This window comes from Desulfococcus sp., from assembly GCF_050178255.1.
Taxonomy (GTDB): Bacteria; Desulfobacterota; Desulfobacteria; order Desulfobacterales; family Desulfococcaceae; genus Desulfococcus; species Desulfococcus multivorans.
Genome location: NZ_JBFXGG010000007.1, coordinates 41470 through 60910 on the forward strand (window position 1 = coordinate 41470; position 19441 = coordinate 60910).

The 19441-nt window shown below is 58.3% G+C and carries 19 protein-coding genes; 9 read left to right on the forward strand and 10 right to left on the reverse strand.

Annotated elements, in window-relative coordinates; genetic code table 11:
* Window positions 1–81: 81 nt before the first annotated feature.
* A complete protein-coding gene (locus AB7S84_RS02880; RefSeq protein WP_020876662.1) occupies window positions 82–381 on the reverse strand; it encodes a Dabb family protein in 300 nt (99 codons plus the stop codon).
* 129 nt (window positions 382–510) lie between these two features.
* Window positions 511–1584 carry a 3-isopropylmalate dehydrogenase gene (leuB, locus tag AB7S84_RS02885; protein WP_428152842.1) on the reverse strand — a complete coding sequence of 358 codons (1074 nt, stop codon included), beginning with the start codon at window positions 1582–1584 and terminating at the stop codon, window positions 511–513.
* Between the two features lie 318 nt (window positions 1585–1902).
* On the opposite strand from leuB, the gene AB7S84_RS02890 reads away from it, so the two are divergent.
* From AB7S84_RS02890 to AB7S84_RS02905, 4 genes are all read left to right on the forward strand, one after another.
* Entirely contained in the window at window positions 1903–2706 is an 804-nt protein-coding gene (locus tag AB7S84_RS02890; RefSeq protein WP_020876664.1) for a hypothetical protein, read from the forward strand.
* Between the two features lie 162 nt (window positions 2707–2868).
* Window positions 2869–3897, forward strand: a complete 1029-nt coding sequence (locus AB7S84_RS02895; protein ID WP_020876665.1) for a hypothetical protein — start codon at window positions 2869–2871, stop codon at window positions 3895–3897.
* Between the two features lie 12 nt (window positions 3898–3909).
* Window positions 3910–4629, forward strand: a complete 720-nt coding sequence (locus AB7S84_RS02900; protein ID WP_020876666.1) for an acyltransferase — start codon at window positions 3910–3912, stop codon at window positions 4627–4629.
* A 25-nt stretch (window positions 4630–4654) separates the two neighbouring features.
* Complete coding sequence (locus AB7S84_RS02905) at window positions 4655–5743, forward strand: AI-2E family transporter (protein ID WP_020876667.1); 1089 nt, start codon at window positions 4655–4657, stop codon at window positions 5741–5743.
* Here the strand turns inward: AB7S84_RS02905 and AB7S84_RS02910 are convergent.
* The 8 genes from AB7S84_RS02910 to AB7S84_RS02945 all read right to left on the reverse strand — a co-directional run bounded on the left by AB7S84_RS02910 (window position 5740) and on the right by AB7S84_RS02945 (window position 12706).
* On the reverse strand, window positions 5740–6282 hold the full coding sequence (locus AB7S84_RS02910; RefSeq protein WP_020876668.1) for an NUDIX hydrolase: 543 nt from the start codon (window positions 6280–6282) through the stop codon (window positions 5740–5742). The two genes, AB7S84_RS02905 and AB7S84_RS02910, sit on opposite strands and share 4 nt — an antisense overlap.
* A 152-nt stretch (window positions 6283–6434) precedes the next feature.
* The gene (gene dsrP, locus AB7S84_RS02915) at window positions 6435–7592 is read right to left on the reverse strand and encodes a sulfate reduction electron transfer complex DsrMKJOP subunit DsrP (RefSeq protein ID WP_020876669.1); all 1158 of its coding nucleotides are present in this window, start codon (window positions 7590–7592) and stop codon (window positions 6435–6437) included.
* Window positions 7593–7700: 108 nt separating this feature from the next.
* On the reverse strand, window positions 7701–8498 hold the full coding sequence (gene dsrO / locus AB7S84_RS02920) for a sulfate reduction electron transfer complex DsrMKJOP subunit DsrO (protein WP_020876670.1): 798 nt from the start codon (window positions 8496–8498) through the stop codon (window positions 7701–7703).
* Window positions 8498–8899, reverse strand: coding sequence for a sulfate reduction electron transfer complex DsrMKJOP subunit DsrJ (gene dsrJ, locus AB7S84_RS02925; RefSeq protein ID WP_020876671.1), 402 nt, complete (start codon window positions 8897–8899; stop codon window positions 8498–8500). Before dsrJ ends, dsrO begins: the two co-directional genes overlap by 1 nt.
* Before the next feature lies 1 nt (window position 8900).
* Window positions 8901–10523 carry a sulfate reduction electron transfer complex DsrMKJOP subunit DsrK gene (gene dsrK, locus AB7S84_RS02930; RefSeq protein WP_020876672.1) on the reverse strand — a complete coding sequence of 541 codons (1623 nt, stop codon included), beginning with the start codon at window positions 10521–10523 and terminating at the stop codon, window positions 8901–8903.
* Window positions 10524–10526: 3 nt separating this feature from the next.
* Window positions 10527–11528, reverse strand: a complete 1002-nt coding sequence (gene dsrM, locus AB7S84_RS02935) for a sulfate reduction electron transfer complex DsrMKJOP subunit DsrM (protein ID WP_020876673.1) — start codon at window positions 11526–11528, stop codon at window positions 10527–10529.
* 66 nt (window positions 11529–11594) lie between these two features.
* Window positions 11595–12137: an RsbRD N-terminal domain-containing protein gene (locus tag AB7S84_RS02940; RefSeq protein WP_428152844.1), complete on the reverse strand. Its 543-nt coding sequence runs from the start codon at window positions 12135–12137 to the stop codon at window positions 11595–11597.
* Window positions 12138–12286: 149 nt separating this feature from the next.
* Window positions 12287–12706: an iron-sulfur cluster assembly scaffold protein gene (locus AB7S84_RS02945; RefSeq protein ID WP_020876675.1), complete on the reverse strand. Its 420-nt coding sequence runs from the start codon at window positions 12704–12706 to the stop codon at window positions 12287–12289.
* Window positions 12707–14153: 1447 nt separating this feature from the next.
* Between AB7S84_RS02945 and AB7S84_RS02950 the strand changes: the two genes are divergently transcribed.
* The 5 genes from AB7S84_RS02950 to pepN form a co-directional block, all read left to right on the forward strand.
* Window positions 14154–16676 carry an ABC transporter ATP-binding protein/permease gene (locus AB7S84_RS02950; protein WP_020876676.1) on the forward strand — a complete coding sequence of 841 codons (2523 nt, stop codon included), beginning with the start codon at window positions 14154–14156 and terminating at the stop codon, window positions 16674–16676.
* Complete coding sequence (locus tag AB7S84_RS02955) at window positions 16651–17175, forward strand: Crp/Fnr family transcriptional regulator (protein WP_020876677.1); 525 nt, start codon at window positions 16651–16653, stop codon at window positions 17173–17175. Before AB7S84_RS02950 ends, AB7S84_RS02955 begins: the two co-directional genes overlap by 26 nt.
* 25 nt (window positions 17176–17200) lie before the next feature.
* Window positions 17201–17635, forward strand: coding sequence for an ATP-binding protein (locus AB7S84_RS02960; RefSeq protein ID WP_020876678.1), 435 nt, complete (start codon window positions 17201–17203; stop codon window positions 17633–17635).
* Between the two features lie 23 nt (window positions 17636–17658).
* Window positions 17659–18006: an STAS domain-containing protein gene (locus tag AB7S84_RS02965; protein WP_020876679.1), complete on the forward strand. Its 348-nt coding sequence runs from the start codon at window positions 17659–17661 to the stop codon at window positions 18004–18006.
* Window positions 18007–18085: 79 nt separating this feature from the next.
* The coding region (pepN, locus tag AB7S84_RS02970; protein ID WP_428152849.1) for an aminopeptidase N at window positions 18086–19441 on the forward strand (1356 nt) is incomplete at its 3' end.

Here is a 19441-nt window from a genome sequence, read left to right on the forward strand (position 1 = left end):
CGGATGATCAGGGGGCTCCGTCAGGAGTCCCCCCGCAACCGAACCTATCCCGAAGGGCGACCTTCCGACAATCGGATGTTCCTAAGCCGTGTCGGTTTCGAAATCGACGGCCGCGATCTGTTCCGTCGCCGCCAGAATTTTCTGGAGGACGGCCTGATGGCTCGGATGTTCGGAATACCGTTTCAGCGCGTCGAGATCATCGAAAAGCGATACCAGGGCAAAATCGTAGGACCGGGGCGAGCGCATCACGTCCCGGCCGAAATCGTAATACCGGATCTCTGGAATCACACCCGGCAGGGCCGCCAGCCCCGCCTCGATTTCCGCAATCGCCCCTTGGGCGACGTCCGTTTTGAATTTCAAAAAAACCAGATGCCGGATCATGGAATCCTCCTTTTGGATTGAAAGACCTTTGGGAAGCCGTGGTCAGAACTTCTTTATGTCTTACCGTCTCATCTTGATGTAGCGGGTTCCGCGGGCGATGCCGAGACTTTCGGCGGCATGACGGAAACCTCACAGCCGTTCGATCACGGCGTCTCCAAAGGCATCGGTGCCGACGGCAGTCGTTTGTTCCCCCGCGATATCCCGGGTCCGGATACCGGCATCGAGGGTGTCGGCCACGGCCTTTTCGACGGCGGCCGCTGCGGTTTCTTCGCCCAGGCTGTATTTCAGCATCATGGCGGCCGACAGAATCTGGGCCACGGGGTTGGCGACACCCCGGCCGGCGATGTCGGGAGCCGATCCGCCGGCGGGCTCGTAAAGACCGAAGCGGGACTCGTTGAGGCTCGCCGAAGCCAGAAGGCCCATGGAACCCGTCAGCATGGCACACTCATCGGAGATGATGTCGCCGAACATGTTGCCGCAGAGCAGGACGTCGAACTGATGGGGGTCCCGGATCAGCTGCATGGCGGCGTTGTCGATGTAGATATGGTTCAGGGCCACGTCCGGATATTCCCGGGCCACGTCCGTCACCACCTCCCGCCAGAAGACCATGGACTCGAGCACGTTGGCCTTGTCCACCGAGGTCACCTTTCGTTTCCGCACCCGCGCAATCTCGAAGGCCTTCCGGGCGATGCGCTCGATCTCCCGCCGGGTGTAGGATTTCGTATCGTAGGCCCGCTCATCCGGACCTTTTCCCTCCCGTCCCCTGGGCGTACCGAAATAGATGCCCGAGGTGAGTTCCCGAACGCACATGATATCGAACCCTTTTCCCACGATGTCGGGCCTGAGGGGAGAGCCCGACGCCAGGGAGGGAAAAACCCGGGCCGGACGGAGATTGCAGAAGAGGTTGAAATGCTTTCGCAGGGGCAGGAGGGCGGCTCTTTCAGGCTGCCTTTCCGGCGGCAGCGTCTCCCATTTCGGACCGCCGACGGAACCGAAGAGGACGGCGTCGGCGGCCTCGCAGAGGGCGAGGGTGGCCGCCGGGAGGGCGCTGCCGTGCCGGTCGATGGCGCACCCGCCCACGTCGGCTTCTTCATAGACCAGCTCCAGCCCGAACTTCTTCTCGACCGCGCCGAGAACCTTGAGGGCCGCCTTCATCACTTCCGGACCGATTCCGTCTCCGGGCAAAACGGCTATTTTTTTCATGGAGTTCCTATTGTCAAGGTTTAAAATGGAAATGACCTTACCTTATCTTGAACGGTCTTGCAACAGGCGAAGCCGGCGGCGTTTCCACGCAGGTGCGGCCTCACTTCCCTCCGGCGGATGACGATCATCGGCGAACGCCGGGGCCGTCTCAGTGCAACGACCGATTCCCGGCCACCCGATTTCTCAAGCGAAACGCGAGTTGCGTTGTTTTTTGGGAATATATAATATATATATTATAGGCATCCTCCACGGCGGCCCACCCACCGGAACAGCACCGTAAGGGGGCCCGCCCTTCGCGACAACCCAAGGAGAACCGCCATGGCCTCATTCAAGGAAAATCTGCTTCAAAAGATCGAAATCGACCGCCTGGCCCAACGCGTGACCGCGACCCTGGGACCCTCCGGCAGCGGCAAAAAGGCGGACCTGGACGCCATGCGGCGCCTGCTCGGCATGGGTCCCTACGCGCACCGCAGGGAACGGGATATGGATCTGTATCTCTTCACCGAGGATCCTGAAAACAACACCATCCTGGTCCTCGACAACGAACTGCCGTTTTACCACACGACCGTCGACGACGTCGCCCTCAGAAAAAGCCCCACCATCAAGGAGATGATCAGTATCCGCAACGCCGTCAAGATCCTCAACGACAAAGACGTGGTGACGAGCAAGCGGGAGGACTCCGTCGGCTTCGTTCGGAAGACCTGCATCCAGCGGCTCGACCTCTCCTACGGGGAGGAGGACATCAATGCCCTCGCGGCCGACGGCAAGGCGGCCCTGGATGCCGGGAATGCCGACATGGTCGTTGAGACCCTCACCCTCTTCGAGGAGCTTCTGGCGTATGTCACGCCCGAACGCGGATTTCAGGTCAAGGGGTTCCGGATCACGGGACGGCTCACCGAGGAGGAAAACGGGGTGAACCGCTTCGGTCCGATCCTCGTCTTCGACACGGTCCGCGGCAAACTCCTGTTGAACGAAACAACCCTTCGCAGCACCGACAAGGACCGGTCCCGGCGCATCGAACAGATCGCCGCGGGAGACACCGCGGCGGACCGGGAGGGTTCGGCCGTGTTCGACGCTTTGGGGGAAAAGGTCCGCCGGGTATCCTACGACCCGATGGGATGAGGCATCCGCCGTATCCGGCCCGCGAGCAGGCCCCCTGCAGCGCATCCGATGCGGACGGATTTCGACGATGCCGTCCGGAATCGCCGGAATTTCTGTTGCATATCCGGACGTTTCACAGTATGAATACGGCCGGTTCAAGGGACACGAAAGAGATACGACGGCATGACACCCACACCCTGCGTCAGTGAGCACGACCTTTCCATCGATATCGACCGGATCACGGACGTCATCGCGCGGGCCCAGCTCGAAAGCGGCGAGATCCCTTGGTGCCCCGGCGATAAGACCGATCCGTGGGACCATGTCGAAGCAGCCATGGGCTTGTGCATCGGGGGCCGCCTCGATGCGGCGGCGCGGGCTTATGAGTGGATGGCCCGAACTCAGCTGGCGGACGGCAGCTGGTACTCCGCCTACCGGAGCGGGGTCCCTGAAAACCGCACCCGGGAAAGCCACATGGCCGCCTACATCGCGGTGGGAGTCTACCACTATTTCCTCGTCACCGGGGATCTCGACTTCCTCGATACCCTGTGGCCCACCGTGTCCGCAGCCATAGCCTTTGCCGTCGGCCTTCAGAACCGAACCGGCGAAATCTTCTGGGCCGTCAGCCCTGAAGGCGACGTCGATCGCATGGCGCTGCTCACCGGATGCAGCTCCATCTATATGAGCCTCAAGTGCGCCCTGGCCGCAGCCCGGCGCCTGGGATACGCCCCGCACTTGTGGGACGAGGCCCTGGTCCGCCTGGGAAAGGCTCTCCAGACCCGCCCGCACCTCTTCAACATGACCAAGGCCCGCTATGCCATGGACTGGTTCTATCCGGTCCTTTCGGGCGCGTTTACCGGAGACGCCGCAACGCGCCGCATCGACGCCCACTGGCGAAAGTTCGTCATTCCGGACCGGGGTGTCCGATGCGTGTCCGATCAGCCGTGGGTCACGGTGGCGGAGACCGCCGAGCTCTGCCTCGCCCTGTCGGCCATGGGCAACGATGCCCTCGCCGGAATGGTTTTCGGATGGATCGCCGACAAGGCGGATGCCGACGGGGCCTATTGGTGCGGGTTCACCTGTCCGGACCTGACCGTCTGGCCGGAGGAGCGGAACACCTGGACAAACGGCGTCGTTCTGATGGCGGCCGATGCGCTCCGGCGCCTGACCCCCGCCGCCCGGCTCTTTTCTCATCGCTTCTGGAACGGCCCCTGAGGGAAATACGCCATGAGAAAGGATCACCGCCCCTATTTCCTGAAGCGGCTGGACCGTCGGTTACAAAAATTCTATACCCGCCGCTTTCTGCGCCCCCAGTTCGATCATCTCGGCACCGGGGCCCATTTCATGAAGCCCTGGCACGTGGAAATATTCGGACCCCGGATTGAAATCGGCCGCTATGCCACCGTCATCGCCGCGCCGGACAGGAAGGTCCGTTTTTCCGTCTGGTCGGACCGCCCCGACCGCGGCAGCATCCGCATCGGCAGCTACGTCCTGATCTGCCCGGGGGTTCGCATGGGCGCTTCATGCAGCATCACCATCGGCGACAACTGCATGTTCGCCAGCGGCGTCTACATCACCGATTCGGACTGGCACGGCATCTACAACCGAGCCGCCATGGGAACGGGCGCCCCTGTGGTTATCGAGGAGAACGCCTGGATCGGGGACCAGGCCATTATCTGCAAGGGGGTGACGGTGGGCCAGAACAGCATCGTCGGCGCGGGGGCCGTTGTCACCCGAGACGTTCCCCCCAACGTCGTTGCCGCAGGAAACCCCGCCAGGGTGGTCAAAACCCTCGATGCCGACGAAAAAATGGTTACCCGATCCCAGTGGCTGTCGGACCCCGCCAAGATCTCCCGGGACTTCGACCGGATCGACCGGGATCTGCTTCGGGACAACACCTTTTCGGGATGGATCCGTTATCTGCTGTTTCCGAAACGGAAAGACTGAGGGCCTTCAACGGCGGGACAGACGCATGATCGATATTTTTCGGAAAATGTTTCGACATTATTTCTCGGACCCCCAGGTCATCATGCTGGGGTTTCTGCTCGTCCTGGGGTTCGTGGTGATCTTCTACCTGGGAGAGATGCTGATGCCGGTTTTCCTCAGCGTCATCATCGCCTACCTCCTGGAGGGAATGGTGGCCGGTCTCGAAGGGTTCCGCGTTCCCAGGATCGTTGCCGTCATCATCGTCTTCAGCCTCTTCATGGCCTGTCTCCTGATCCTGATCCTCTGGCTCCTGCCCCTGTTGTCCCGTCAGATCGGACAGCTCCTCCAGGACCTGCCCTCCATGATCGCCAGCACCCAGAATGTCCTGATGCAGCTTCCGGACAAATACCCGGAAATGATCTCCGAGGCCCAGATCCGACAGATCAACAACTATCTGACCGCAGAGCTGACCCGACTGGGCCAGTATCTCCTGTCGATCTCCCTTGCCTCGGTCCGGGGTCTCCTCACCTTCCTCGTCTACCTCATCCTCGTACCCCTGATGGTCTTTTTCTTTCTCAAGGACAAAGCCCTCATCATCGAATGGATCCGGAGCTTTCTGCCCGAGGAGCGGAAGCTGGCCGGCGAGGTGTGGGTGGAGGTGAACCAACAGATCACCAACTACGTAAGGGGAAAGATCTGGGAGATTCTCATCGTGTGGGGGGTGACCTACGTGACCTTCATCCTCATGAAAGTGCCGTTTACGATGCTGCTCTCCCTCTTCGTCGGCCTTTCGGTTCTCATCCCCTATATCGGGGCGACGGTCATGTTCTTCCCTGTGGGTCTGATCGCCTTTTTCGAATGGGGGTGGGGGCCTCAGTTCGCCTACACCATGATCGCCCTCGGCATCATCCAGGCTCTGGACGGAAACCTCCTGGTCCCGATCCTGCTGTCCGGCGTGGTCAACATCCACCCCATCGCCATCATCGTCGCCGTTCTCCTTTTCGGGGGGCTCTGGGGGATCTGGGGACTTTTCTTCGCCATTCCCCTTGCCACCCTCTGCCATGCCGTCTCAAAGGCCTGGCTCCAGTCGTCCATCCGGGAAAAGCATCACGACGACGCCGCCAGCGACGTCTAGGACCGCGGCTCCCCTTTTGCCGGGCACCCCACCCGGAGCAGGGCGCAAATGGTCTTGGCGTCCTGGATCTCCCCGGTTGCGATCATGTCCACCGCCGTCTCCAATGGAAATTCATGGACGTCCAGGATTTCGTCGGCATCCAGGTTCTGGTCCGCGAGGGTGAGATCCTCGGCCAGAAACAGGTGAATCCGCTCGTCGGAATACCCGGGAACCGGCGTGATCTCCCCCAGCTTTCGCCACGACCCGGCGCGGTATCCGGTCTCCTCGGCCAGCTCCCGGACGGCGCAGGTCTCGGGATCTTCACGGGGGTTCAGGGTCCCTGCCGGGATCTCCCAGATATAACCGCCGACCGCATGACGGTACTGCCGGATCAGGACCACCGACCCATCGGCCGTCATGGGAACGACGGCCGATGCGCCGGGATGCCGGAGGGTGTCGAGGTCCACGGTCACGCCGTTGGCCAGGGTCACCTTCTCCCGAACCAGGGTAAAGACCCGACCCTGATGAATTTCTTTGCGTTGATGAACGACGACGCTCATGGATGACCTCCCATTTATAAAAAACGCAACTTTCGACTTTCATGGGCCGTATCTATCCGGTCGCCACATGAAAGTCGAAGGTCGAGAAAAAAAATGGGGCTCACCTCCGTATCGAAGGCGAACCCCGCTGATTCAGGCAACTGTGATGAAATTTACGCGTGAACCTCTTCCTTGACCCCCACCGTGATCTTGAACAGAAGGGTGAGGACGAGGAATCCGGCAGCCCATACGCCGAGGGTGATGATCAACTCGGGGATCGTGGGCACATATTCGTTGATTTCATGCAACGGGTTGGGAACGAACCCGCCGGAGATCATGCCGAGGCCCTTGTCGATCCACGTCCCGAGGAACACCATGACGCAGGATATGGCCAGAAGGCCCTCGTTGGCGCGGAACCTGGGCGGAATCAGCATGATGATGGCCAGTACCATGAGGGCCATGGAGGTCCACATGAAGGGCACCAGCTTCCCATGACCGTGAAGCCCCACAAAGAGGTACTTGATGTGGTCCATGTGCTCCGGAATCTGGCTGTAGAAGGCCACGAAAACCTCGCAGAGAAAAAAGAAGACGTTGAGGATGAGGGCATAGGTGACGATCTTGGCCAGGGTCTGAATCTGCTCCCGACCCGGATCGAAGTTCGTGAACCTGCGAATCACCAGGCAGAGCAGGATCAGGAGCGCCGGTCCGGCGGCAAAGGCCGACGAGAGGAATCGGGGCGCCAGGATCGCGGTGAGCCAGAACCCGCGGCCCGGCAGACCGCAGTAAAGGTAGGCCGTGACCGTGTGGATGCTGATGGCCCATGGGATGGAAACGTAGACCAGCATTTTTACCCATTTGGGATACTTGGTGTTGTTCCGCTCCGCCTCCAGAACATTCCACCCGATGACGATGTTCAGGAAGAGATATCCGTTCAGAACGATCATGTCCCAGAACAGCATGGAATTGGGCGTGGGGTAAAAAATGACGTTGAGCATCCGCATGGGCTGACCCAGGTCCACCGTGATGAACAGCAGACACATGACGATGGCGGCGATGGCCAGGAATTCACCGAGGATGGTGATCCGGCCGAAGGCCTTGTAGTCGTGGAGATAGTAGGGCAGGACCACCATGACGCCTCCGGCGGCCACACCGACGAGAAAGGTGAACTGAGCGATGTAGAATCCCCAGGAGACGTCGCGGCTCATGCCGGTGATGCCCAGACCGAAATCGAGCTGCCACAACCAGAACAGGCCGCCGAGGCCGGCAATACCGGCCAGGACCGCCAGTAATCCGTAATATCTTTTGCTTCCCTTAATAGCTAATTCAAGCATAACCACCTCATTTTCAAAAGTTAGGCGATGCAGTTGCCGGGAGCGTCGGACGCGCCCGACCGCACGCGGCGGAGGGCGACCCGCCGCCCGCGTCCTGAACGGCCTGGTCTATACGATGTAGTATACGGAGGGTTCCGTTCCCAAATTCTCTTTCCGCCGAATCGCGTAGTTTTCCCTCAACAGCTTCCGCACCTCGGATTCAGGATCGTCCAGGTCGCCAAAAGCGATGGCCCCCTTGGAGGCCTCGACGCAGGCGGGCATTTTGCCTTCAGCCAGGCGCTCCGCGCAGAAATTGCATTTTTCCACGACGCCCTTGGAACGGGTGGGAAATTTCTTGTTGATCTCGGGGATGAAGGGCCGCGGATCCCTGAAGTTGAAGCTCCGGGCACCGAAAGGACAGGCGGCCATGCAGAAGCGGCAGCCGATGCAGCGGTGAAAATCCATGAGCACCAGCCCGTCTTCCCGCTGAAAGGTGGCCTTGGTGGGGCAGGCACGGACACACGGCGGGTTTTCGCAATGATTGCACAGGACAAGAAACGGCCGGTGCTGGGCGCCCTCGTTCAGGTATTTGGTTCCGGTTCCGGGAAAGGCGTGCTGGAATTCCGTCTCCCAGATCCATTTGATCTCGTGACGTTGGAGCTCGTAATGCGGGACGTTGTGGACTTTATGACAGGCCTCGATGAGCGGCTCCAGATCCGCCGCTGTTTCCAGCTTCCGCGTATCGATGACCATTCCCCAATGAACGGCGCTCAGGGCGTTTTCAGCCTTGAGGATCTCAGGCGACTTCGTCTCGCCGTGCCCTCCGCCCGTTGCCCCCAGGGCGTCCAGCACCGGCTGGGTGCCCACACTCATGCCGACGGCGGATATTCCGGCGACCTTCAAGAATTTTCTTCTGCTGCTTTCCATCACTTTGTCTCCTTCGGATTGTCAATATGGCAGTCATAGCAATACGGGTCCACCGAAGCGTAGTTGTGACATCTGTCGCAAAACTCGGCCTTATTCGAATGACAGTCCAGACAGGTGTTGGACAAGCTCATGTTGAACGCCTTGCCCGCTTCGTTCACGTAAATCCGCTTGCCTTCACGGACCACCGTATCCCGCCAAACATCCAGAAGCTGCATATGCTCCGCCTTCATGTATTCCGTCGGTCTCACGCACACCTTGGCGGCCTTGGCCTCTTTCGTCAGCTCCAGCGTGGGCGCCGGTGCGGCTTTCCCAAGGTTGTACCAGAAAGGAAACGACACCAGAGCGATAAAGATCACCAGCCCGGCGACCACCTGCTCTTTGTTGTACATCTTCTTCGACATGCTATTCCTCCTCCATTCCAGGCAGCGGTTCGCCGCGCAGATCGGTTTCTCGTTCCTTCTCGCCCGGGAGAATCAGGGCGTTGGCCACCAATTCCGTCACGCCGGTGACGTCGACTTCGGGAACCCAGTATTCCATCAGCGCCGGCAGGGCGGCCCGATCGATGGCGCAGACGCAGGCCAGCATGTTGACCCCGTGTTTTTCATGGACGTATTTGACGGCGTTGGCCCGGGGAAGACCGCCGCACATCCTGAGCTCCATGTCCTCGCCGGCATTGAGTCCGGCACCGCTGCCGCAGCAGAAGGTGTTCTCGCGGATGGTGTTGGCCGGCATATCGTAGAAATGGTTGCAGGTGTTTCGGATCACGTATCGGGGCTCATCCAGCATGCCCATGCCCCGCGCGGGGTTGCAGGAATCGTGAAAGGTCACGATATGCTTGTCGTTCCGGCTGGTGTCGAGCTCCAGTTTTCCGTGCTTGATCAGGTCCGCCGTGAATTCGCTGATGTGGACCATCTTGGTCTGCCTGGCGTTCTCGAACAGGGTGCCGGTAATGGGCGACACCGGGGCCTCGAGGAAATCGGCGGGCCCGTTCATGGTCTCCATGTACTGGCTGATGACGCGCCACATGTGTCCGCACTCCCCGCCGAGGATCCACTTGACACCGAGACGCTTGGCCTCCGCGTACATCTTGGCGTTGAGGCGCTTCATGGTTTCGTGGGAGGTGAAGAACCCGAAGTTGCCGCCCTCGGATGCATAGGTGGACCAGGTGATGTCAAGCCCGTATTTGTCCTTGAGATACTTGAAGAGCATCATGTATCCCATGCAGGTATAGGTTCCCGGATCGGCGAACACGTCCCCCGAGGGGGTGATGAAGAGGATGTCGGCGCCCTTCTTGTTGAAGCTCGGCTCCACGTTGACGCCGGTGATCTCCTCGATGTCCTCCACGAAGAAGTCGAGCATATCCTTGAAGGCGTGGGGCTGAATGCCCAGATGGTTGCCCGTCTGGTAGCAGTTGGAGACCGGCGTGGCGATCCAGTCGATGTTGAGGCCGATGAGGTTGAGGAGTTCACGGCCCATGATGGTGATCTCGGCCGTGTCGATGCCGTAGGGACAGAAGACCGAGCATCGCCGGCATTCCGTGCACTGAAACAGGTAGTACCACCACTCTTTGAGCACGTCCAGGGTCATGGGCCGGGCCCCGCCGATCCGCCCCAGGAGCTTCCCGAGGGTGGTGAAGTCGTTGCGGTATACGGACCGGAGCAGCTCGGCGCGAAGCACGGGCATGTTCTTGGGGTCGCCGGTGCCGATGAAGAAATGGCATTTGTCGGCGCAGGCCCCGCAACGGACGCAGACATCCATGAAGATCTTGAAGCTCCGGAAGCGTTCCAGCCGCTCCTTGAACCCTTCATGGATGATCTGCTGCCAGTTCTCCGGCAGCTTCCAGTCGTCATCAAGGGGGTTCCAGGGCCGCGCGTTGGGAAGGCCCAGCGTCTCGACGCTCTTGGGGTTGGACGCATAGCAGTACATTCCCGGACGGATATTGATGGGGGTATCCATCCAGTCGGTCTTGGCCATTTTATGATCCAGATTTTCCAATAATTCGTCTGATTTGGGAAGGTCCGACATTCTTTACTCCTTATTCTCCACTGGAAGGCCAGCTTCTATCATGAGATCTCTAAAATGATCCTCGTATTCCTCGTAGGTATGCACCTTGACCGGATAGTTCCAGGGGTTCACGTGCCTTACGGCCCGGGTGTTGCCGGTCAGATTCCGCGTCGGGCTCATAAACACCCCGCCCATATGCATCAGCTTGCTGAAAGGGAAATAGATCAGCAGAACGCTGACCAGAAACAGGTGTACATAGAACAGCCCTCCGACCCCCTCGGGAATCACGGGGTGGAAGGTGACCAGCCCCATGGTGAACGATTTGATCGCCACCACGTCGACCTTGGTGAAGTAGCGCATCATGATGCCGGTGACGGCGATGCCGATAATCAGGAAAAGGGGGAAATAATCAGCGGCGAGGGAAATGTAGTTGACCTGGGCGTTAAGCATCCTTCTGAGCAGCAGGTAGAGGGTCGCGGCCAACAGAACGATGCCCGAAAGATAGACGACGGGAAGGCCGAACTGGAAAAAACCGTCGAGCCGCTCGAAGATCTTGACGAAAAAGGGTGTCGGTTCCGTAAAAAAACGCAGGTGACGGATGCAGACGACCAGAAACGCATAGTGAAACGCCAGGGCGCCCAGCCACAGAAAAAGCTCCAGGCCGTAGAAAAGCTTGCCGCCCTCTTTCTGTTTGAACTTCAAATTCCTGAAGAGGGATCGGAATGTCAGGATTTCCAGAATCATGCGGACGATGACGCCCCCGGAGGTGCTCGGGTTATCGAACTTCGCCTGTTTGATCCACGGAAGCGATTGCTGTTGGCCGCAGGTTGTAGGGATGCGAAAGGGAACCGGTGAACGGGCCCAGTCGACCACTTTTCGGATGAATCCCAAAAGAAAAATCGCAAAAGCGAGATATGGGACGACGATCCCGAAAAACACCTGAAGCCCTGCCGCTTCAACACCCGCATATGCGAGCAGGAAGAGCAGAACCACTGCCAAGAGGGAAAACATGTACTTAACGTTCATACAACCTTACCTCACTCCACTGCCCCTGGAGGACGGATCTCCGGAGCCTCTTCATGGTGATTAATATTATTTTTCTTCAAGATCCGGACCATCCTCCGGGATCTCATGTACCAAACCCGCTCGGGAAAACGCTTTGTAGAGCCGCTCTCTTTCAAGATTCGTCTTGAGTTGGTAGACCGTCTCCCGGCATTTCGTATAGATGTTGAAGGTGACGAGGCTGAGCTTGTCGATTTCGAGATCAAACGCCAGAAGCGCCTCGAGCAGTTGAACGTCCGAGAGCTGACTCTCAAGTTCTTCTCTGATGATGGTCTTCAGGAAATAAGGAAAGCCGGCGGCCTGGGCAGGGGAAAACATGGTCTGGACCGCCCGTATGCGGATGATGGGATCGGCGGCGGTCTGAAGCGCTTCGCTGTCGGGGGACTCTTTCAACAGCTCTTCGAAAATTCGGGTCAGCGCCTCGAAGGTCGTACTGCCGACCGGATTGCCGAAGGGATCTTTCTGGCGCTTGAGAAATCGGGCGGTATCGGTAGGATAGGTTTCGACGACCTTGTCGAACCACTTCTTGACAATAGGCGTTTTTCTCTCCGCCAGCACCTTTTTCAGCCCCATATACCCCCTCAATCATCTCGGAAAACGTGCAGAAATGTCACAATTCAGATATGCCTGTCATCTATAAAATTGTTGTTTAAGAACAGTCCTATAAACAATTTTGATCAGTTATGTCAAGACCAAATCGGCCCGGCGGCTCAGCGCGGGGGCTATCGGTAGAGCTTTTTCCAGGGTGCCTGACGGACCTCTCGATAACTGATCAACGCCAGGTAAAGGGTGCCGACGGCCAGTTCCGCACAATGAAAATGGTCCGGCGGGAGGGTTTGCAGATGGGCCGCGACTTTTTCAGGTGTAATCTCCCATGCCGCCGCCGTCGTTTGCCCTTCCGTCATCTCGCCGAGGGTGTTGCAGCAGGCGTTGGTATTGAGGCAGCCGTCCAGCTGATACCGAAATTGTTCGATGCGTCCGTTGCCGATGGACAGAAAGATTTCGATGCTGTCGCCGCAGTCCCCGGTTTTCTTTCCATACCCGTCGGGGTGCGCGATGACGCCCTGTCGGTCCGTCCGAAACGCCATTTCCAGGAAGGTCAGTGAATGGGTCTGCAGCAGATCATGTTGATGCGTGTTCATTGCGTGGGTCCTGCTTCTCGATGTTGATGTCCATGACGCCGCTTTCCGGTGAACATCACCGAAATTGAACGGTGCGTCTTTGAATAAACTCAACTGTCGACTTTCATCGGCCGGTGCCGGGGGATACGGCCCGCGCCCCGATATCCGGCCGCCATCATGAAAGTCGAACGTTGAAGAATAAAACCATTTTCCCGCTGATGGAAACGTCATCCCTTTATAATAGGATGCGCGATGTTGCAACCTGAATTGACAATGGGGAGGGGCATTCGGCATGGGAGAGTGTTTCCGGGGTGCCGCCCAAAAAAGGAAACGGCTAAATGAACCGAGTTCAATTAGCCGTTAAGGAGGAGAACAGATGAAAAAATTATTAGGTTGACATGGGATTATGCAAGACGCTTGCCAAACAAGCCGACTTATCTTGTCCATATTTTTTTATTATAATATAACAAATAGTTATATCCAACATCTCCTTTATTCATCGGTATCGACGCCCCGCTCCAGCGAACTGCAGCAACCCCGTTTTATTCGCGTTGGCGTACGCCGTCCGGTCGAATTGCCGTCTTTATCTTTTTATTCAGACTGTTACGTCCGCGATCGATCAGTTCACAATCTTGAACTTTTTATGAGATAAAGATTTATAACAAGCCAACCTTTTGTTTTAATATATGATATATTGTTTATTCCGTTGAACCGTGTCCTGGGCCCGAGGGATTTTTCCGAGTCCGGGGAGCTGGAAAGGATACCGCGACGGCGACATGAGGACACCGGCGGATATCGAACGGCCGTGGGAAACGCCAAAAAAAGGAAACGGCTAAATGAACCGAGTTCAATTAGCCGTTAAGGAGGAGAACAGATGAAAAAATTATTAGGTTGACATGGGATTATGCAAGGTGCTTGCCAAAAAGCACACCTGAAATCCATTTATTTTTTATCCCGTTGTAATCACAGAATATTGTATCTTTCATCAGGCCGCACACCCGCCGCGGCAAAGATGCCGGCAAGCCCTGTCCGTTCACTCTTGTGGACCCCGCCGCACCCGGCTTTCCGCGTTTTCTAACATTATTATAAATATTTTACATAGGTTACAATCCAATACCCGGATGTTCAAATTTTTAAACAATTTATGATATATATCTTTTTATTTAAATATCTACTTTATTTAAAGATAGTTATTGTGCGTTATGATCTTGAACCCTCGCCCTCGGGCAGACCGAACGTCGCCTGTTGATCCCTGCCGCGCATGCCGGGCTGGGGCCGGTGTCGCCGCTTTCAGGCCCTGGTTGACAAATTCACGTTCCTGACGACGGCGTCCGGAGGGCATCGCCCCCGGAGACATATTTTCCTTTGGCGTTCCACGGGCAGGTGCTATAGAGAGAATACCCGTTCGCTTCGTTTTTTGAGAACGCCCTAAAAAATCGGCTTGCAGCCAAGGCCCTATGAGACGGAAATGAAAAAAAAATCTTCTTCCCGGCTGGTGACGGAGCGGTCACTCTTTTCATGGGTGTTGTCCAGCAATTTCAAGCTCCAGATAATCCTTCTGCTGATCATCATCGTCACGGTTTTTGCCAGGGTCGTTCCCCTGGAGATGCAGAAAAAGATTGTCAACGAAGCGATCTTCCTGAAAAAAACCGATCTGCTCAAGCTGTACTGCGGCATTTATCTGGCCGCCGTCCTGGTGTCGACCCTCTTCAAGTATCTGACCAACGTCATCCAGACCATCCTGGGGCAGAAGGCCCTGGCCGATATGCGTCGGGCCGTCTATCACCATATCCTGACCCTGCCCATCAATTTCTACCGAAAGACCCAGCCGGGCATGGTGGTCTCCGCGCTCGTCACGGAGCTGGCCGCCGCGGGCGATTTCGTGGGCATGGCCGTCGCCATCCCGGTGACCAACATCCTGACCCTGCTGGCCTTCGGCGGATACCTGTTCTGGCTCCATCCCGTGCTGGCGGCCGTCTCCCTATCCATCTACCCCGTCGTTCTCATCCTGGTTCCCAGACTTCAGTCCCGCGTCAACCAGGCCAACAAAAAACGGGTGGACATCACCCGGGAGCTATCGGACAAAATCGGAGAGTCTGTTTCAGGCATCCACGAAATTCACACCAACGGCACCTACGCCATCGAGAATCGAAAATACGACGCCATCGTCGAGAAGCTGAGAAGAATCCGCGTCAGATGGAACCTCTATCGCTTCGGCGTCAAGACGACCAACAACTTCCTCAACAGCCTGAGCCCCTTCCTGATTTTCATCATCGGCGGCTATCTCGCCATCAGCGGAGAGCTGGCCCTGGGCGCCCTTGTCGCGTTTCTATCGGCCCAGGAAAAGCTGTACGACCCCTGGAAGGAGCTTCTCGATTTCTACCAGTCCTACCAGGACGCCACGGTGAGCTACAAGCGGGTCATGGACTATTTCAACGCCGTCCCCGAACATCAGCCGGCGCCGGAGGACAGACCGCCTTACGAACTGGAGGCCGACATCGAGGTGAAGGAGCTCTCCTTCTACACGGAGAGCGGCATCCGCCTCCTCGACCAGGTCAGCTTCTCCCTGCCGGCCGGCAAGCACATGGCCGTGGTGGGCTTTTCGGGCAGCGGCAAAAGCACCCTGGCCCTGTGCCTCAACCAGCTTTACCGGTACCAGAGCGGCCATGCCATGATCGGCCGCCGGGAAATCTCGACCCTGACCAAGGCGGACATCGTCCGGAACATGGGCACGGTCTCCCAGTCCCCGTTTATCTTCGAGGGGACCATCGAGGAGAACCTGCTCTACTCGTGTCTGGCCCTCGAAACGTTCGCCGACGGCGAGGCGGCCGCCGTGAGACCCTCCCTGGACGACATGATCGCCGCGCTCCAGCAGTCCGGCATCTTCGTGGACGTCCTCCGTTTCGGCCTCGACCGCCATCTGCGCCATGAAGACCACCCCGACCTGACGGAGCGGATCATCCGCATGCGGAAAGTCTTCAAGGAGGAGTTCGGCGAGGCGGTCCACGACCTGATCGAGTTCTTCGACGATGGGGCCTATCTCTACAACTCGACGGTACTGGACAACATCGTCTTCGGCACCACCGATCATCCGGAATTTTCCGGATCCAACCTCTCCCGAAACGTTTATTTTCTGGATTACCTCGACACCGCAGGCCTGATGCGACCCCTGGTGAGGCTGGGGGCGGAAGTCGCCGGACAGACCGTCGACATCCTGGGCGACCTCCCCCACGAGGCAATGTTCTTCGAGCAGAGCCCCCTGAAACCCGAGGACCTGGAGATCTACATCCCCTTGACCGAACGGCTCAAAAAGCTCCCCCTCGAGGCGGTTTCCGACGAGGACCGCGAGCGGCTCCTGAATGCGGCCCTCCGCTTTTCACCGGGTCGGCACAAGATGGTCGCCCTTCCCGCCCCTTTGGAAAATCTTATCCTGGAGGGCCGAGCCCTGTTCAGGGAAAGCGTCTCCCGGGACCACCCCGATGTCTTCTCCTTCTATGATGCCGGCCGATACATTCCCTCGGAAACGATCCTCAACAACATCCTCTTTGGAAAAATGAAAAGCCGGCACCCCAAGGCCCAGGAAAAAATCAGCCAGAGCGCCATCCAGCTTCTGATCCGGGACGACCTCCTGGAGACCGTTCTGAAGCTCGGGATGCAATTTGAGGTGGGATCCAACGGAGACCGACTCTCCGGCGGTCAGCGACAGAAGCTGGCCATCGCCAGGATATTCCTGAAGGCCCCGAAAATATTGATCATGGACGAGGCGACCTCGGCCCTGGACAACAAGTCCCAGGCCCGGATCCAGAATCTGCTCGAAAACCACTGGCGGGGCAGAAGCACCGTGATTTCCATTGCCCATCGCCTGGATATCATCAAAAACTATGATTATATTGCCGTAATGAAGTCGGGAAAAATCGGAGAGCTCGGCGGTTATGACGAACTCATTGAAAAAAAAGGACTCCTGTATGAACTCGTCCATGGAAAATCCTGAGCCGTTTCACGCCTGCGAATACAAGCAGAACCTGGAACTGTTGAGGCAGGTCTATCTCTTCGCCAAACTGCCCATGGAAGCCCTCAAGGTCCTTGCCTTCCTCTGTTCGAAGGAGACCTACCGGGCCGGCGATTTTCTGTTCCGCCAGGGGGAGGAGGACGACCAGGCCCTGCTGCTGCTTTCGGGAACGGCCCGCCTCGTTCGGGAATACAACGGGACCGAGCAATCTCTGAGGGATTACGGCGCCCATGATTTCATCGGGGCCATGTCGCTCTTTGGAAAGCGCAACCGGCTCTACTCCCTGATCGCCGCGACCGACACCACCTGCCTCGTGCTCGAGCGCGAAAAGTTCTTTAAAGCGCTGGCACAGTTTCCCGCCGTCTTTCCCCTCATCGTTCAGGCGATCACGGATCGGATTCATGCATTGGAGGAAAAGCTGCTGGCGCGGCAGGAGGACCACGGGGATCACCAGGACATTGTCGGGATCAGCCTGATATAGCCCCCGACGGAACGGAACGATTGACATGGGGCGACACCAAACCGGCTTCCAGCTGCGAAACGACCTGTCGGAACTGGAGACACTGCGGACAGAACTCGAACGGTTCAAGGTCAAGGCCGACATCCCGGAGAAGACCCTCCTGGAGATCAATCTCATCCTCGACGAACTCTTCACCAACATCGTCTCCTGCGGCTATCGGGACGGAGAGGAGCATTGGGTGAAGATCACTCTCTGCCGGGAGAGGGACGTGCTGACCCTGTGCGTCCGGGACGACGGCGTGCCCTTCAACCCGACGGAGCTGCCCGAACCCGACCGGTGCTGCCCCATGGAAGAGCGGCGGATCGGCGGCATGGGGATCCTGTTGATCAGACGCCTGACCGACGAAATGACCTATCACCGAACCGACACCGACAATGTCGTCACCCTCAGAAAAAATTTACCCCAACCCATCCGGACGTAGGAAGGTTGCAACAAGAGGTTATTATGGAGATCATCGAACAACAACAGAATGACGCATGGATATTCCGGATCGACGGGCGCCTCGACTCGAACACCGCACCGGATCTCGAAACGACCGTGTTCAACGCCATCGAGAGGGGGGCCCGGAATATGGTCATCGACTTCGGGTCCCTGGCCTATATCTCCAGCGCGGGGCTCCGGGTCATCCTCAAGACGGCCAAGGACCTGAAACGGCTGGACGGCAGCCTGGTCCTCTGCGCCATGCAGGATTACGTCCGGGAGGTCTTCGAAATATCCGGTTTCGACACCTTCCTCCCCATCGTCCCTACTACCGGCGATGCCGTGCGGCAGGTTTCCCGAAAACCCGAATAGGCGACATCCCCCGGAGCGAACCCCGCGGCCGGCCGCACCTGCCGTCGCATTTCCGCGAACCGAGATTCTGGAGCGAACCATGACCACACCGAACATGATACATCTGAAGGACTACCGCCCCCCGGCCTTTCTCGTGGACTTCGTCGACCTCGTCTTCGAGCTGAAGGAGACCGACACCCGCGTCAAATCCACCCTCACCCTCCGGCGCAACCCGGCGGCAGCCCCTGGGGACGCGGCGACGCGCCCACCCCTCGTCCTCGACGGACGGGACATGGCGCTCGTCTCGGTGCTGATGGACGGAAGGCCCCTGGCCACGGAGGATTTTCAGGTCGACGAGAGATCCCTCACCCTTCCCGATCCGCCCGACGCTCTGACGCTCGAGATCACCACCCGGATCCAGCCCCAGGAGAACCGCTCCCTGGAGGGACTCTACCGGTCCGACGGCATGTTCTGCACCCAGTGCGAGGCCGAGGGCTTTCGGAAGATCACCTATTTTCCCGACCGGCCCGACGTCATGGCGGCCTATACCGTCACCCTCATCGCCGACAGATCGAAATACCCGGTCCTCCTCTCCAACGGCAACCGCGTCGATGCGGGCGAGCTTTCGGACGGCCGCCACTGGGTGAAATGGGAAGACCCCTTCAAAAAGCCCTGCTATCTCTTCGCCCTGGTGGCGGGCGACCTCTTCTGCCTGAAAGACACCTTCCGAACAAAATCGGGGCGAGACGTCCGCCTCCGGATTTACGTGGAGCACGAAAACCGGGACAAGTGCGACTACGCCATGCAGGCACTCAAAAAGGCTATGGCCTGGGACGAGAAAACCTTCGGCCTCGAATACGACCTGGACGACTACATGATCGTGGCCGTCAACGACTTCAACATGGGCGCCATGGAGAACAAAGGCCTCAACATCTTCAACTCCAAATTCGTCCTGGCCCGTCAGGACACGGCGACGGACACCGACTTCTGGAACATCGACCGGGTCATCGCCCACGAGTATTTCCACAACTGGACCGGCAACCGCGTGACCCTCCGGAACTGGTTCCAGCTCAGCCTCAAGGAGGGCCTCACCGTGTTCCGGGACCAGGAGTTCACCGCGGACATCACGTCCCGGCCGGTCAAGCGCATCTCGGACGTCAGGACCCTCCGGTCATTTCAGTTTCCCGAGGACGCGGGCCCCATGGCCCATCCGGTCCGGCCGTCGGCCTACATCAAGATGGACAATTTCTACACGGTGACCGTTTACGAAAAGGGGGCCGAGGTCATCCGGATGATCCATCGGATCCTGGGGCCCGAGGACTTCCGGAAGGGCATGGATCTCTATTTCGAGCGTCATGACGGCCAGGCCGTCACCATCGAGGACTTTGTGGGCGCCATGGCCGACGCCTCGGGCCGGGATCTCGGACAGTTCATGCTCTGGTATGCCCAGGCCGGG